The organism is Trueperaceae bacterium, from assembly GCA_002707365.1.
Lineage (GTDB): Bacteria > Deinococcota > Deinococci > Deinococcales > Trueperaceae > UBA6957.
In genome coordinates, this window is sequence record PAMQ01000003.1 from 36,500 (window position 1) to 52,993 (window position 16,494).

At 45.8% G+C, this 16,494-nt stretch carries 12 protein-coding genes and 1 pseudogene; 5 read left to right on the forward strand and 8 right to left on the reverse strand.

The window, feature by feature from the left end; translation table 11 throughout:
• Nucleotides 1–13 precede the first annotated feature (13 nt).
• Nucleotides 14–736 carry a short-chain dehydrogenase gene (locus CMO31_00360; GenBank protein ID MAZ52457.1) on the forward strand — a complete coding sequence of 241 codons (723 nt, stop codon included), beginning with the start codon at nt 14–16 and terminating at the stop codon, nt 734–736.
• A 29-nt stretch (nt 737–765) separates the two neighbouring features.
• Here the strand turns inward: CMO31_00360 and CMO31_00365 are convergent, their stop codons facing one another.
• The 3 genes and pseudogenes from CMO31_00365 to CMO31_00375 all read right to left on the reverse strand — a co-directional run bounded on the left by CMO31_00365 (nt 766) and on the right by CMO31_00375 (nt 4,910).
• Nucleotides 766–2,298 (reverse strand): amidohydrolase, encoded by a 1,533-nt coding sequence (locus tag CMO31_00365; GenBank protein ID MAZ52458.1) that lies wholly within the window; start codon nt 2,296–2,298, stop codon nt 766–768.
• A gap of 91 nt (nt 2,299–2,389) precedes the next feature.
• Nucleotides 2,390–2,722 carry an RNHCP domain-containing protein gene (locus CMO31_00370; protein MAZ52459.1) on the reverse strand — a complete coding sequence of 111 codons (333 nt, stop codon included), beginning with the start codon at nt 2,720–2,722 and terminating at the stop codon, nt 2,390–2,392.
• 160 nt (nt 2,723–2,882) lie between these two features.
• Nucleotides 2,883–4,910 (reverse strand): annotated as a pseudogene (locus tag CMO31_00375) (oligopeptidase A).
• A 338-nt stretch (nt 4,911–5,248) separates the two neighbouring features.
• Here CMO31_00375 and trxB point away from each other — a divergent pair.
• A complete protein-coding gene (gene trxB, locus CMO31_00380) occupies nt 5,249–6,190 on the forward strand; it encodes a thioredoxin-disulfide reductase (GenBank protein ID MAZ52460.1) in 942 nt (313 codons plus the stop codon).
• Nucleotides 6,191–6,253: 63 nt separating this feature from the next.
• Here the strand turns inward: trxB and CMO31_00385 are convergent, their stop codons facing one another.
• From CMO31_00385 to CMO31_00405, 5 genes are all read right to left on the reverse strand, one after another.
• A complete protein-coding gene (locus CMO31_00385) occupies nt 6,254–7,723 on the reverse strand; it encodes a hypothetical protein (GenBank protein MAZ52461.1) in 1,470 nt (489 codons plus the stop codon).
• A 29-nt stretch (nt 7,724–7,752) separates the two neighbouring features.
• A complete protein-coding gene (locus CMO31_00390) occupies nt 7,753–8,328 on the reverse strand; it encodes a coenzyme A pyrophosphatase (protein ID MAZ52462.1) in 576 nt (191 codons plus the stop codon).
• Between the two features lie 13 nt (nt 8,329–8,341).
• Entirely contained in the window at nt 8,342–8,944 is a 603-nt protein-coding gene (locus CMO31_00395; protein MAZ52463.1) for a nucleoside triphosphate hydrolase, read from the reverse strand.
• A gap of 21 nt (nt 8,945–8,965) precedes the next feature.
• Entirely contained in the window at nt 8,966–9,754 is a 789-nt protein-coding gene (locus tag CMO31_00400) for a hypothetical protein (GenBank protein ID MAZ52464.1), read from the reverse strand.
• A gap of 357 nt (nt 9,755–10,111) precedes the next feature.
• The gene (locus tag CMO31_00405) at nt 10,112–11,149 is read right to left on the reverse strand and encodes a tRNA (guanine-N7)-methyltransferase (protein ID MAZ52465.1); all 1,038 of its coding nucleotides are present in this window, start codon (nt 11,147–11,149) and stop codon (nt 10,112–10,114) included.
• 149 nt (nt 11,150–11,298) lie between these two features.
• On the opposite strand from CMO31_00405, the gene CMO31_00410 reads away from it, so the two are divergent.
• The 3 genes from CMO31_00410 (at nt 11,299) to CMO31_00420 (ending at nt 16,456) form a co-directional block, all read left to right on the forward strand.
• Complete coding sequence (locus CMO31_00410) at nt 11,299–12,363, forward strand: hypothetical protein (GenBank protein MAZ52466.1); 1,065 nt, start codon at nt 11,299–11,301, stop codon at nt 12,361–12,363.
• Nucleotides 12,204–13,430 (forward strand): hypothetical protein, encoded by a 1,227-nt coding sequence (locus CMO31_00415; protein MAZ52467.1) that lies wholly within the window; start codon nt 12,204–12,206, stop codon nt 13,428–13,430. Before CMO31_00410 ends, CMO31_00415 begins: the two co-directional genes overlap by 160 nt.
• Nucleotides 13,431–13,525: 95 nt before the next feature.
• Entirely contained in the window at nt 13,526–16,456 is a 2,931-nt protein-coding gene (locus tag CMO31_00420; GenBank protein ID MAZ52468.1) for a hypothetical protein, read from the forward strand.
• Nucleotides 16,457–16,494 lie beyond the last annotated feature (38 nt).

Below are 16,494 nucleotides of genomic sequence, written 5' to 3' on the forward strand. Positions count from 1 at the left end.
AGCGGGGGGAAATATGTTTAAACTTCACACTATGACGTATCCTTACGGACAGGACCCAAAAGTTGCAGTAATAACGGGCGCTGGGGGCGCAATTGGTAGTACGGTTGCGGAATATTTCGCGAGTCGTGGTTGGTCGTTAGCTCTTTTTGATCGTGCATCTCGGGTATCAAAACTGCAGGACCAATATCCCGAGGCTTCGGTTCACATCGCAGACCTCACTCAATCCCTAGCAGTTCGCCGCGCAACGGCAGAAGTCATATCCTTGCACGGAAAAGTAGATGCCCTTCTTTGTTTGGCTGGTGGTTTCGCGATAGGGGAAGCAGTCAATACAGATTTCAATAATATTGAGGCACAGATTTCGGTAAACTTCAAAACTCTTTTTGAAGTTACCTCTTCACTGCTGCCTCATATGGTGAATCGTCAATCTGGTTTTATTCTTGGGATCGCAGCGGCCGCAGCTCTCCGAGGGGGGAGTCGGATGTCAGCTTATGGAGCTTCCAAAGGAGCCCTAGTGGGTTATCTGCGCTCGTTAAGGGCTGAAGTAGGACCATCAGGATTAAGCGTCAGTATTTTGTATCCGATGGGTACAGTTGACACGCTGGAGAACCGTAGAACCATGCCGGACGCAAATCCGGATGATTGGATTTCGCGTCAGCAAATAGCTGAAACAATCTATTTTCTAGCAACTAGGCGTACAGGGGGGCTGGTACATGAGATAAGTCTGCACGCCAATTAAAACACCAGCCATACTCTTGGAACTGTTGTTCAAACAGTAGCTCTTTTTGACGTCCATCTCCCAGATTTAATAGTGCCGTATATTTCAGTGGCTGGATCGAGCTTTAATGGGTTTCTATCGAAAATCGTGAAATCAGCATGAAACCCAGCACGAATCATTCCTGAACAATGGTCCCAGCCTATTGATCTAGCGGCGTCTACAGTATAGGCTCGGGCGGCTTCTAAGGGTAAAATTGCCTCCGTTGAGCCCAAAATCTCCCCTCTTAAACCTCGGCGGAAAACTGCCGCAGTAAACCCTGCTAGGAGATCCGGACTCGCGATTGGGGTGTCGGACCCAAAAATTATTAATCCTCCGGCTGATAAAAGACTTCTAATCGGGTAAGCTCGATGAACCCGATCAGTCAATTTAGCCTTAACCGTTTTAACATCTAGAGCTAGGTGTATTGGTTGAATCGACGCAGTAACTTCAAGGTCGCTAAATCTCAATATATCTGCTTCATGAACATGTTGAGCGTGTTCGATCCGAGGAGGTATCTTGAAGTTAGACAGCAGAGGCGATAAGTTCGAGATTACATCAAGCACGGCTCTATTTGCAGCATCTCCAATAGCGTGGGTAACAGGAATTAGTCCGGCTTCAAGGGCTAAGGGAAATCGCTGTGCTAGCTCGGCTGGAGTGTCGACGGCCATCCCTTTTGTTTTTGTTCCTGTATACGGTTCCAACATCCAGGCTGTTTCTGGTCCTAACGCACCATCGGCAAAAAACTTGGCACCTCCTATGGAAAATTGTTCGCTCCCTTGCCCAGTCGCAAGCCCTATCGCTGAGGCGGCCTCAATTTCCTGTTGGGGTATGCAAGCCCAGACTCTTACGGGAAAATCGGCGTCACTTGCTGCTGAAGCAATGCCCCGCCAATAGGAAGACGGTTCATAAGCCATATGATGAGCAGTTGTGATTCCATGGTTAGCTAGATCCTGAGCAGCTTCATGCGCAATTTGGTGTAATTGTTTTTGCGTGGGTTCAGGAATGACGCGAGTTACGACCGAAATTGCTTTTTCCAATAAAAGTCCCGAAAGCCGGCCTTTTTTGTCCCGATGAAATATCCCACCGGAGGGATTAGAAGCGTGTTCATCAATCCCTGCCATTTTCAAAGCTATCGTGTTGACCCAAGCTGCATGGTGATCCTGAGAAAGCAACAGCACTGGTTGGTCAGGAACAATTTCGTCAAGAACTTTTGCTGTTAATCCGCGATCTTTCCATAACGGGAGCGGAAGTCCATTACCCCGTATCCATTCCCCACGAGGAACCTGCCGTGCTTTCTCAACTACAGCTTCTAAGACTGATTCAAGATCATTGCTTCGCCCCAAGCGCAGTTCCCTAAGTTCGAGACCATGTTGCATGAGGTGAACATGACAATCATGAAATCCTGGAAACACTGTGGCGCCGTTGAGATCAATGCCTTTGGCCCCGATCCCAACGGCGGCCTTAACTTCTTCGTGTGGTCCAACTGCCAGTATTTTCCCTCCGGCAAAAGCAACTGCTTGGCCTTCCGGATTACGATCGTCCATCGTATACACTTGGCAATTATGGAGAATCGAGGGTTTCACGAATCAATTTTTCCAAACTTGTTTTTATTACAATAACTAATTGTTACTCGAGTCACGGTCGGGTACTCGCTAACTCAAGTATTACCTCATAATCATCTGGACATCGTGGATCGTCGAGTGCCGCGACATTCCTTCCCGAATGATCACAACGGTCACACTGGCTAACAATTACCCAACCCTTTTTCCCATTATATTCAACACATACCGGTACAAGTAGGCCATTGCAGGTACTAAGACGGTCACCCGGCATGTTATCTACGTGAAGCGAGTACAAGCAATAGGGGCAATGATTCCTGTAACTACCATTACAAAGGGGCGGTACATCCTTACCACAGTTTGCACAAACAAACCCTTCATTCCGGCCTTTTGTGGTGAAACGCTTCACGTAACTAAATCACCTTCCTGGAATTGTCAAACCCGAACAATATTGGTTGAGGTAAGCCCATCAACACGACTAAAAATATTACGAATAGGTCACTGGAAAGAACGTCACAGCCTTTCCGCCTTTAATCAGACATACATAACTCTCCAAATCTTGATCAGCGCTACGAATTTATTAGGGTGCTGCCCAAATTTCTTTGAAACAGGGCGTCTAATTTCGGTTCTCTTCCCATAAATTCAAAGAAAAGCGTCTTTGGCTTTTCACTGTTCCCGCGGGAAAGTACGGAATCAACAAATTCTCGACCAGTATCTCGATTAAAAATCCCTTCCCGTTGAAATCTGGTAAATGCATCTGCATCCAAGACTTCGCTCCACTTATAGCTGTAGTATCCTGCCGCATATCCGCCAGCGAATACATGAGAGAACGCTGCTAGGAAATGATTGTGAGAAAACTCTGGCCGAATAGAAAAGGGCTCCATAATCATTTGGGCGAACTGAATAAGGTCCTCGTCAGAATCGGGATCAAAACGAATATGGCAGGCGAGATCCACCGAACCGAAACTCAGTTGACGCATCTGAGCTCCAGCCTCCATGAAATTTCTCGCCGATATCATCCGGTTAAAGAGGGTTTTAGGTATTGTTTCGCCAGTCTCGACATTTAATGCAAATAAATCTAATGCTTCCCGCTCCCAAATCCAATTTTCCATTATTTGAGATGGCAATTCTACCCAGTCCCTAGCTACATTTGTCCCAGCACGGCTGGGTATTTCCACATCGGACAGTAGATGATGCAACAAGTGTCCGAATTCGTGAAATAAGGTACTGACTTCTCGATGGGTGAGAAGAGCTGGCTGTCCACTTTGAGGGGGGTTAAAGTTTGCTGCCATCAAACCCAAGTGAGGAGAAAATCCATCTTTGGTAGGACCACCGGTGATAAGGGAATTCATCCAGGCACCAGCCTGTTTAGATTCCCTAGGGAAAAGGTCTGTGTAGAATGATCCGAGAAAGGTTTTCGTTTCGTCGCGAACATCGTAAAACTGCACATCTGAATGCCAAATTTGATCATTTGCACGGGGTTCAACGACAATACCAAAAAGCCGATGGCAGATCTCAAACAATCCCTGCAAAACATTATCGAGTGGAAAGTAGGGCCTTAGCTCTTCTTCGTCTAGAGAATATTTCTCTTGACGCATTTTCTCAATAAGATAGGCAGTGTCCCAGGGCTCTAGTTTTTCGATACCCTGACAAGACGCGTACTCCTCGAGTTTTGCAACTTCATCTTCGAAATAGGGTAAGGTGCGTTCGAAGAGTTTTTCCTCGAACTCCACTGCCGCGACTCCAGAACCCACCATGTTTACCTCGAGCCGAAATTCGGCAAAATTGGAATAACCTAAAAGACTTGCTTGCTCTCTCCTAAGTTGCAATATACGCCGCATAATACTCCGATTATCGTAACGCCCAGATGCGCCACGATTCATCATTGCCTCGTACATAGTTTGCCTAAATTCACGTCGGTCTGCATACCGCAATACTGGTTGAACTGAAGGAAGTTGTAAGGTAAACCGGTATCCATCTTTACCATTTTGCTCAGCCGAATAACGAGCGGCTTCGACAAACGAATCAGGAAGTCCTTGAAGTTGATCTTTTTGTCCAATCACCAAGTCGAAATCATTCGTAGCATCAAGTACATTTTCTGCAAATTGGGCCTGCAATGTGCCAAGCTCTATGCTTATTTCCTCAAATCTACTTTTTTCGCTTGGTGATAATTCCGCACCGGATCTTCGGAATTCTTCAATCGTTAATTCTAGATGCCTTTGTTTAGAGGCGTTTAGAGTTTTTGCTTCTTCTGTTTTTGTAAAGCTTTGAATAACCTGCCATAATTCTTGGTTCGTTCCTAGGCTTGCATAAAATTCGGAAAACTCTGGAAGAACCGTTCTATAAGCATCGCGAAGAGCGGGTGTTGTTGATACAGAAATAAGGTGAGCCGTTATTTGCATGGGCCTATCAAGTTACTCTTGAAGTCGCTCTAAAGCTCCTAGCGAGTTATCGTACGTCCTGGTCCTCGTGTCTTTAACAATAGATTCAAGGTGATTCTTTGCACGTTCTATCGCGTACCGAACTCCTGCTATAACATGGTCGGCCTTAATTTCTCGAAATGGAACCAAAAATTCTTTAGACAAAATCGGGTTCATAATTTTCCTTTCAACTATCTAAAGTGATCTAGATCACGTGGGGCAACTACCTACAGTTTACAAGGTGGATGCCATACCTATTTACCTCGTGCAACCGTTATTCGTTTTTATGCTATGAAAGCCTTTGCTGTGACCGAGTACCCTTCGACCGACAAAAGGCCTGGGTTTGGAGATCCGACTGTATTTTTTCGGTAAGGTGTGGCACAGCAAAGGCTTCCAGCCAAAAAGGCCCTGACGGTACTGTACGGGTCTAGTGTCCTGCGTTTACCCGTTTACCCTTCAAGGGTTTTCAGGGCTCGATGATACGATAGGGCTACAAAACGTAGGAGGAATGTAAATTGAGTCAGGAAGTTTTCAATACAGATGTCGTAATCATCGGTGGTGGACCCGCAGGTTTAACAGCGGGTATGTATACCGGCCGTGGCCAATTAGATACGATTATTTTGGAGAAAGGCCTCCCGGGTGGCCAAATTTCCCTTACGGATGAAGTTGAAAATTACCCTGGTTTTGACGAGATGATCACCGGTCCCGAACTATCTCAAAAAATGGTTCGACAGGCTGAAAAATTTGGCGCAAATATTGTTATGGACGAGGTATCAGCTCTTTCAGTTAAGACCGATGGAGGCTTCCTAGTTAGAGGCTACGACGCTGAGTACCATGCCAAAACTGTAATTTTAGCAACAGGCGCCAACCCTCGTGCTTTGGATATCCCAGGGGAAGAAACGTACTTTGGACGGGGTGTTTCTACATGCGCTACTTGCGACGGATTCTTCTACCGCGGCAAGAGCGTAGTCGTAATCGGTGGTGGAGATGCTGCTGTTGAAGAAGGAATGTTTTTAACCAAATTTGCGGACACTGTTACTGTAATACATCGGCGGGACGAACTCCGGGCCAATAAGGTGGCGCAAGAACGTGCTCTGAACAATCCGAAAATGAAATGGGTTTGGAATACTATTGTCGAAGAGATTCTCGGCCAAGACGGACAAGTCGTAGGTGTTAACACCCGAAATGTCCAAACCGGAGGTACCGCAACAATTGACGCAGACGGAGTATTCGTTTTTATTGGTCATATTCCCAGTACATCTTATCTAGAGGGAGTAGTAGCTCTTAACCAAACCGGTTACGTAGAAGTTTCTAATGAAATCTATACCGATGTTGAGGGAATATTTGCCGCAGGCGATATAGCCGACGAAGTATATCGTCAATTATCGACGAGTGTCGGGGCGGGCACAAGAGCCGCAATGGCAGCTGAACGGTGGCTGGCCGAGAGGGAGTCTTGATACTATTAAACCCCTAATTGATGTTATTCATTCTCGTGATCAGTCACTTTTCCAACTGATAACCTAATTAGGTTTCGCTTTCGAATCAACCTCGCCTGAGAATAACCCCACCTGTTCATCATCTGATAAAAGAACGTCTATTACGTGATCAAGAGCTGTTGATATGGCTTCATCAAAATCAGACACCTCTAACACTGGGACACTAGCCTCCCGGGCTTGGTCTACAATGAATTGTTGTAAATACCGTATTTCTTCAAAATGGTCCAGATACCGCTTGGTACCCCTAGCGCCATTCTGCATATTGTTCCGGAGGCTGAAATGTCGGCGATGGGTTTCTTTTCCACGAACAGTCAAAACAAGTTGTATCACCGTTGCTTCCGTTTTAATTATTGGCGCAATCCCAGGAACAATGTGGGCCCCTTCCATGATGACAGAAGTCCCTTCATAAACATTACGCTCTACAATACCGTTGAGAGCTGCTCCTAGCTGCCGAACTTGTTGCAAGAATCCTCTAACAACCCTAGTGCGTTGTGGTCGTAAATCCTCTGGCTCAGTCGGGAGCAACTCAGCTCGCCAAACATCGTAGCTGGAGCTGTGTAAGATCGGGCTAAGATGTTTCCCTATAAGGGATCTTAGGGCCTCTCTTACGGGATCAGAACCAACAATTCGCGGAATCCCTAGCCTATAACCTAGTTCAGCGGCAAATGTACTTTTACCAACGCCAGGAGCGCCCCCGATTAATACAATAATGGGCCGGATATGACGCTGAAGTTGGCTAATTAAGCTATACCTACGGCTAAACTCTGACCCATATTCCTCGAGGAGGATGCCTTCAGTTTCTGATCGAAGTTCCGCTCGGGAAATGAACCGATCTTCCCTGTGCCCCAATTTTGCTTCGAGGACTCTTGCTAGATGGTGAGAAATATCAGGAGCTAACCCGGTAGCCATAAGAGAGCGAGCTAGAATTCCCCGGGAAAATGGAAAAGAATCCCCTTCAGATTCAATGATGCGAAGTTCCGCCAGGCTTGTTACACGACCCTCATATTGCTTTCTCGCCTCAATCCCATGTCGCATCTCTAAAATTTCCCCGACCTGTGATAGGTATTCCGACCTTGGTATCTCCTCACGGCCACCTGAACGAAAAAATTGTTCTATGTAGGCGGCTGTTGAGTTAGACTCCTTAATGCCCATCCCTATAGAGTTCAGCTCTGCACTTAGAATGCGTTGTGAAAACTCCTCTTGTTGGTTTTGGTCCATTATCACGATTGGCACGAAAGGTGGGATTTGCTTACCAAGTCGTTCTGCAAAGTCCTGGCCTTCTGTTTTTTTGACTTTTTCTATTGCATAAGCCATCAGTTCTACGTGTTCAAGGCGTTTAGGTGCAATCCCGTTAAAGTGTTTTTCGATACTTTGACTAATCGTGATAGCCCGCTCAGTAGCTATTCCCACTGATTGCAAAGCCTCAATCATTCCCCGTGATGGAAATGATATTTCTTTGTCTGCAACGACCAATCGTAATTTATGACTTTTCATACCACCTGTGACTCCTTAAAGAAAGGCTATCACAAGCAATGTGAAGTTCGTAGGATCCTCAGGAGATTATGTAAGATACTAGCGGTAAATCCCCATATTTTTCTCTTTCCAACAGAATACGTGAATACTTCACGATCCCTACCAAATCTTTGACCAATTTCTACCGTGGGTTCTGCATCAAGTAGTTCCTTTAACTCAATTCTGAACGCCTCAGATACTTCTCCGGGATTAAGTTTCAACACATCCTCTTTTTTTTGAATAGCTACAACTGGGGTCGCTACATAACCCGCAGGCGAACTTATGTCATCAAGGCGCCCCACGATTGACCCACACTCGATGTTTAGACCGATCTCCTCAAACGTTTCTCGCCTTGCGGCGTTAACAACTCCTTCGCCCTGTTCCACCTTTCCTCCTGGGAAAGCGATTTGGCCTGGGTGATTTGTCAAGTTTAGAGATCTAACAGTGAATAACACTTCCAAACCGACTGGTCCCAAGAGAATTGGGACAAGGACAGCAGCGCGCTGGAAACCGTCGACATGAAAGGTTTTAGGGGGTTCGTTCTTTATGTTTTCACGCAAACTATTTACTAGTTTAGTTTTGTTCATATTCTAAACGATGTCACGACCCTGTAAGCTTCCGATTAATGATGTCGCGCAACTCCAATTCCGGATCTATCCCATGTCGAACAGCAAGACAAACAATGGCCCAAAGATAGTCAGCCACATATTTCGGATCATCTTGATAATCGTTAAGGAGATCCTCGCTTTCCCTGCGTTCGTCCCATTTTTGGAGTTTGCAGATCTCGGCAGCTCGTTTTAAAGCTGGCAAGCTATTGGGGACCTCATTTCTTACTGGAGCCGTCCCCCGTTCTTCCCTTTTTATGGCCTCCCAATTAGCAACAACTTGATTAACCCCATTTACGTTTGCGCTTCCGAATACATGCGGGTGGCGACGGATTAGCTTTTCAACTATTGCCTTTTCGATTTCTGAATACCCGAACGTGCCCTCTTCTTCACCGATAACGGCATGGAATGCTATTTGGAGCAATACATCTCCAAGCTCCTCAACTATGGCTTCTGTATCACCATCGTAAATTGCATCCACTGCCTCAGCGGCTTCTTCTATTAGGTAGGAACGCAGGCTATCATGGGTCTGCCTTTGGTCCCATGGACATCCATCCGGCTGCCGCAGCCGCCTAAGGATGCTCATAAGTTCCTCCATGGGATCCATGCTACCTTGAAATTACCGTGGAAGTCGTACTAGCGCCCAATGCCTCCCAGTAGGGTTTCCGTCTCTACGGTGGGAAAAAAATGTTTCTTTATCACAGTGCGTACACATACCAGTGTTTTGGATTTTAGATTCCACCACTCCAGCTTTAACCAATTGCAAAATATTTGCCGTCACCAAATCCAGATATATGCCCCTAGCGCCATCTTCTTGAAGGACCTTATCCCCAAAGGGAGCTAACCTAAACCTGTCCGCCACCTCCGGACCAACCTGATAACAGTTACCTGATATTCCTGGGCCTATGGCTACTCTAAGATCTGAAGGATAAGAACCATATCTTTTCGTCATGGTTTCGACAACAGATAGAGCAATGCCAGCTAGGGTCCCACGCCATCCGGCGTGTGCAGCTCCAATCACTTTTTTAACTGGATCATGCACCAACAACGGGTAACAATCAGCCATGGAAATGACCAGCGTATTATCTGGCTGGTCGGTTACCATGCCATCAGCCCTCTCTACAAACCAATTAGGTTTGGCCTCTACAATACGAGCGCTGTGTATTTGGGAAAGCCCGCAAACATTATCTATGTCAGAACCAAACTGCCTTAGCACTCTATCTTGGTTCCTTTTCACAGACCCGGCTCCATCCCCAGTACTCTTGCTAAGGTTGAGGGTGCTATAAGGAGCCTGGCTAATCCCACCATTACGTGTCGTAAATGCATGCTCAGTGCCAAGTGAAGTTACGGTTATAAATTCAAGATTTTTTAAAATTCTTGCACCTCCAATCGACTCTGGTTTGACGATGCTTTATAAAAAGGTCCACATCTACCATGTTGATACGAAGCCTCCTCCCGATTATAGTAAAATTTAACCTCTAAAATAGACCTTGATTTGGGAAACATTTAGCGAAGCCTTGGATGACCTGGGTTCACAAATTAGCCTGGTTTCTTCGGCTATAGGTAACCAAAACAGCTCTATTGTCGTTTATGTCAATCTGATTAACGGTTAACGTTTTGTACTAAGTAGTCATCGGAACTTGGATGTTACCTGGAAAAACTGAATTCTACTATTGTGCACAATGTTCCGTGTACAGGGTAAATTTGACGATATTCACCCTGTACACGGATAGGTGATTAATAGTAATGCTTTTTCGCCTTTTTATTAGTAGTTTCTTTCTAGTAATACGAGACTCGGAACGGCATCTAGCAACCATTCCGTTACCGCATGCACAGCGCCACGAACGGTAGGCGTGATAACTGGATCGCCAAAAGTCTCTAACCTTACAATAAGGTTCGAGTCAGGCCGCGGATGGGCTACTATAAGAAGCTGTTGTACTAGCTCAGGATCATTCACTGTCACACGAAACATCCAACGAAACTGGGATACACCGATCGTTTTTGCAACTTCGTGGATTATTACGTGACCGTCAGCGTATTGCTGAATACTTTTTTCGAATGAAGCTGTTTCGTTACTAAGCGTTCCTTTAAGGATGGCGTGAGGCATGACCTTGACCCTTTCCAGGGAGGGGCGAGAAATTTGCTTGGCAATTCCACGGTTTTCAAACTCCCTATAATAAATCGGCTTTCCGAGAGACGTCCATTTCTGGGCGTATTTAGTTCCGAACACCTCTTTCGGGGGTTCCGTTAGAATAACGTCAAATAATTCCGTAGCCCGGACTTCTTCTTCAGCAGCAACAACGTACTCGAAATGATCGGTAGCAAGTTTAATTTTTGCAAGTGGCTTTAACCGAGAAGAAGCAGCCTCTAGAAATGAGTGTCTCAAAAGTCGATTCGTACGGTGCCGTTCTTTAGGCCAAGGATCAGGAAAGTTAATCGTTATGGAAGATATTTCTCCATGGCCAAACAAGTGCCACAACCCAAATTGCGCACCGACTTTAAGAAGACGAATGTTAGTTATACCTTCCCGTCTAACTCGCCGGGCTGCCCTATATAAACTAGTTCCAGATATTTCCAGGCCCACGAAACGTGCGTTTGCTGCCGCTTTTGCTTGGTCAGTCAAGTATCGACCATCGCCAAATCCTACTTCCACATGGAGGGGCCCTGAAAATCCAAATGCGTCTACCCAATCGACGGGGAACTTTTTCTTCCGCCATGGATAGAAAGAACGGGTACTGCTATCGTTTTCCCAGTCTTGTTTGTACAGCCCCACAGAGCCATACCATAACCTGCTTAGCGCAATTCAATGCCTTAGGAATCACAGATTAGTCCTTTACTGTATTTACCTTAGGTTTATTTTGTACCCCGCAAGGCTCGCGAAACACGGTTTGCCTAATTGTTCGGGATCAACAAAACAGGAGGTATCGTTTGCCTATTCAGTATAATAGTAATGTGCTTCGTCGCATGAACTTCTATCTCTTGCGCGAAGTCTTCGGACTTTTTTGTCTCGGGGTAGCCACTGTTTGCCTGCTCCTTTCGGTCGACTTCCTCGTGATTTTCTCTCGGTTCTTGGTACAGCAGGACGTCAACTTGCATTCGGTAGCATTGCTCCTAAAGTTTAAGGTCCCTTGGTTTCTCCATCTCGCGCTACCGGTAGCCGTAGTCTTGTCCGTTCTGATAGCAACCGGCCGGTTGGCTAAGGACTCAGAGCTTAAAGCTGCTTATCTACTTGGGATCAGTCCAACCTACTTTCTTCTCGGCCTCTTTCTATTTGGGCTATTTGTTAGTGCCCTTGCACTGCTGAACAACGGTTGGTTAGAACCCAATGCCGAACGATCTTATCGCGCCTTAGTTGATAGTTTTTTCTATAGCCAGCCGCCCCAGGAGACTCGTTTTAACGTTGCTTATGCGTTAAAAGACGATGGTATTTTCTATGCTTCCCGAGTACGGAGAAGCCAGTACGAACCCCAAAGTGCAAATCTTGACGGGATATTAGTCTTACTCAATGACGGACGGGCAATTAGTGCGAAACAGGGGATCTGGCGAAGTATAGATCAGACATGGGAACTAAAGGAACCGCTAGTTTACTTATCTGGGAGGAAGATGGCCATAACTGATTCCATGGTTATTCCTTTTAGCCTAAATTCGGATCCAAGTACCACACTTGCCAAGAGCGAAACACTCACATTAGGGCAACTTAATCGGCAATTACGGGATATCAATAATGCGGGAGGTGTCACTAGAGACATCAGATTCCAGCTACACCGAAGATTAGCTGATGCGAGTAGTGCTGTTGTTTTTGTCGCAGTTTCCAGCGCACTTGGCTTGCACCTTAGACGACGCTTAGCTAGCCTAGCGTGGGCCATTATCCTTTTACTTGGCTTCTGGGCAATATGGACTTTGTCTGGCGACCTTCACAGTCGAGGGCTTGGGAGCTCAATCGTATTGGCATGGCTCACTCCTGGCATCGTCGCTTTGTTAGGAATACCGTTGGCTCTTTCGAGGTTGCGCACCTAATGCGCCTTAGTTTATACCTCATAAGAGAAATACTGCCTCTATACCTAGCTTGCCTGATGTTAGTAATAATCTTATTCCTGATTAGTTTTATAATCGGCCACCTACCGAACATACTTGGCCAAGGGATTACAACTGGTATGGTTGCCAAATTCTTAATATATAAGTTGCCATCTACAGCTTCTTTCGGCATTTCGCTGGCCCTTCTCTTCGCGTCCCTAATCGGCCTAACCCGCCTGACTCAGGACGGTGAGATTAAGGCTACTCTGTTGTTAGGGGTCGGCCCCGGGGTTATAGCAAGGCCCATCATTTTTGTTGGCTTAACTGTCAGTATTTTAAGCTTTGCCAACAACGAATTCGTTGTCCCTTGGAGCGAACATAAAGCGTCCAACCTTCGAAAAGAGATGTTGCTAAGGGGAGCTAAAGTTCCCCTTGTTGAGGGAAACTTCTTCGCCGATTCACTTGGTAGGCGTATTCATGTTGAATCGATCCTCCCGGATAAACAGTTAACCAAAATAACGGTGATTAAACCTGGGGGTTTGCAGGGTCCAACCGAAGTGATCCAGGCTAAAGAAGGTACTCTCAACTCGACGACCAGCGACTGGAGTTTGTCTGGAATAATATTGCGTCTTTACCGTAAAAATCATCTCGTCCTTAGAGTAACTGCTGACCACGGTGACCTACCTGTCCAAGGTCTTTTAACAACAGATAATCAAACTGCCAACCTCATACATTTACCACTGAAAGAACTTCTGAAACGCCTTGCCGTAGGTACTAATCACGGTAATTCGGCAGAGTTAACAGCGCTACACAGAAAATTTTCCGAACCACTAGCTGCATTGGTCTTTGCTCTGTTGTCTCTGGCAGTAGTCTTGTCCTCGTTCAAATGGACAATACCCTTAGGAATAACTCCAATTCTCGTGCTTACGTTCGGTTATTACGCAACATCAAGTGCCGCAAGGATACTAGGAGAGCAAGGGTTGGCCTCGTCCTGGCTAGCAGGTTGGGCACCCTTATTTATATACGCTATCTTGGGGTTAGGATTTTTCCTTGTGAGTTGGCGGCGTTAATGTACCCCCTAATCTATTCTCAACCTACCTTTTACGTTCAGACGCAACTAAAGGTGTGGGCAAATCAAGGCTTTAGTGTGGAGTTAGAATCTTAAGTGCACTTTCTTCACAGAACAACGTTCATTTTTTTAGTAACTCTAGTAAGCTGGGCTTTTGGATTGCGAATCGAACTGAGTAGTGCAGATCGCTTAGAGCTCCGTAACGTCGATCTACCTGACGGCTCCGAAGTAACTTTGTATGTCATTCACGGTAATCCGGCTGTCATTAGTTTTGGTAATCAGAAGATTATCGGAGAGACAGTCGAATTTGATCTGACAAATCAAATCCTGCGAATCATTGGTGATGGAACCTACTACTCAGGTACAGAAACAGTGCAAGGTAATGATCTTGAATTAGTTATTGATGACGAGCTTTTTTCAATTGCTGACGTAGTGATTGTAACCTCAGCAATTGATGTCTATGGTGACAGCGCAAGCAAAGTTCCTGGACAAATTAGCATTATAGCGGGCCGCTTTAGCCCTTGTAGTCGTTGCTCTCAAATAGTCGAAGACTACGGCTTCAAAGCTGACCGTCTCGAATTATTTCCAGGTGACCGGCTCGTTGCTTACGAGGTCACAGTTTTAATTCGTGGGGAACCGTTCTTTGATTTACCCTTAATGGTCCTCCCTCTGGCCGGTGCTGAATTTAGTCCACAGTTTGATCTAATAGCTGGTAGTTCTACTGAAAAAGCTCGAGTCACTGTTCAATGGCCTTACGTGTCTAGTTCCAATGCCTTCGGTAAATTTTCAATCAATTATTTCGCGGATGTTAATCCGACTAATTCTAATTTCCTCGCAAGAATGCTCCTGGGAGGGGAAATTACCCAGTCTTATCTGGGGGGAAGCCTACGTCATCGTTTCTTCACAGAAAAAGGTCACGGTGAAGCCGAGTTGGAATACACTCCCAGCTTCATAGTTCCGGAAATAGTGGGGGGAAAGACAGCGGATTTTTTCAAAACGAGATTTTTTTACTCGCTAGATCCCGAACCGCAAAATACTGGACCTACCGATTTTCTCTTAGAACGCAATGATGCTACTCGAAACAGAATAGTCCAATACCTTCTGAGAGCTTCTGGATCACACGATCTTTTAGAAGCGACCTTTAAAACACAGGGTTTCTTGGACCTTAGCCCTAAAGACTCCATTGAAGGGCCTAATTATGACGATTTGGCTATCCCTAGAAAAACTATAGCGGAGTTTGGCATCTCATCTTCCCAGATCGCTGCCTTACGTTTAGGAAGCTTAAGCCTAGAGGACCTCCATCTTGCGATTGGAATCTTCGAAGACTCCCCACATCCAACTAACCGAGATGTGGCCTCTAGTGATCATGTCACAGCTGCTAGAATCCTTGAAGGGCATACTCTAACACTAGACGCATTATCGCCTTGGAAGGGAATGGAATTAGCTGGAACAACTAAATTCGCTGGAAGATATTACGATTCAGGCGAGCGCCTAATCGATTGGGATACCAACGTTAAAGGCTCTCAAGCCTTCGGGCAAATTGGCCTCTTTTCAGTGTCCTTCTATAGAGATATCAACGAAGGCCAAACTCCATTTTTATTTGACCAAAATTATCCTAAAACGGAAACTTCCGTGTATTTCAACCTCGATTTAGTACCTTTGAACTGGCTCGCAGTTACAATCAATGGGGGTTATGGTTTCCAAAATAGTCGGTCTCCTCGTACGGTAGGCTTCCAACCCATGATCACCACACTAAACTTTTTACAAAACTCTTCCTGGATTACAGGTAGTTTAAGCCATCAAACAGACCTCAAGGGCGATCCTGGGACTTTGCTTGTCCAGGGGGCGGTTAACACTTTTAATAATGGTTTAAAAACGAATCTAGTTGTCACCCATATCCAGGATCTGAAAGGGGAATTTCACCCTAACGAGAACACCCAGTTTAGCGACACAGAAACGCAACTAAATGCCGAATTCGGATTTGGCGATTGGTTCGTTGTTGGGGCGACTGGAGGCTACGCTTACTCCCCTCCTCATATCGACAATTCAAACGACAGTTTGGAATTCTGGAACGATTTAGAGTTACATTTAGAAGTTGGAACAGTAAACGAAAAGGACCAAATCCCGGGATTGGGTTTAACCTACGCTCGAGATTTGAACACCGGGAGCTTTTCCAGTTTTGACTACGAATTCTCTGTAAGTCTCGGACCGATCAGCCTAAGAGCGTCCGAACAATTTGGCCGTCAAGGGAATACACTACCTATAGGTTCATATAACCTCGGTTGGCGCGATATAACCTCTTTAAGCGCGTCAGGATTTCATCTCCTTCAACCTTCTTGGCTTGGGCTAGCAAGAGAGGAAGGAAACACTGAAACTTGGGAAATAGAATTGCTCGATACCCCTAGAAACGGACACCCCAGTTGGCAGGTTAGTTTCCGCACTCAAAGCGCTATTCTAGAAACCGCTACCGACTCCAGAATGAACGGTACCCGAGGGCTACAAAATTCTGAGATTCAAACCAATTTGCGCGTATCTAACGAATATATTGGCCCATTCCAGTTCGGGGTAACTGCCTTTGCTGAGCTAATGTTAAAGGATCACTCTCGGCGGCACATATTTCTACGGAGCGCCAATATAAATCTTCATTCACAGCTGCTAAACCTCGTGGGGCTTCAGGGAAAACTAGGTTTCCTTGGGGAATTTGATCAGGTGAACGCGATTTACACTCGTTCTCGGTTGACCATTTCAGATTTTGCGGTTACCGTTAATCCCATCAAGGGGCTCTATTTTGGGACCATGATTGACGACGTTTGGGATTTTTCTGGAACAACTCACGGACAGTATCCTTGGAATTTTCAGCCTAAACTTTTCGTAGCACTAGATCGTTGTTGCTGGGGTTTCTATGCTCATTGGGATAGCCAGTCTGGACAAATTAAGTTAGCTATAGGTGGTCCGGGTAACGGAAAGGTATTTATGCAGGAATTTGACACCCCATTATTCTTGCAAACTCGACAGGGGCGGCTATAAGCGATGCTAAATAGGCGACATTTTTTCTCCGGACCGAA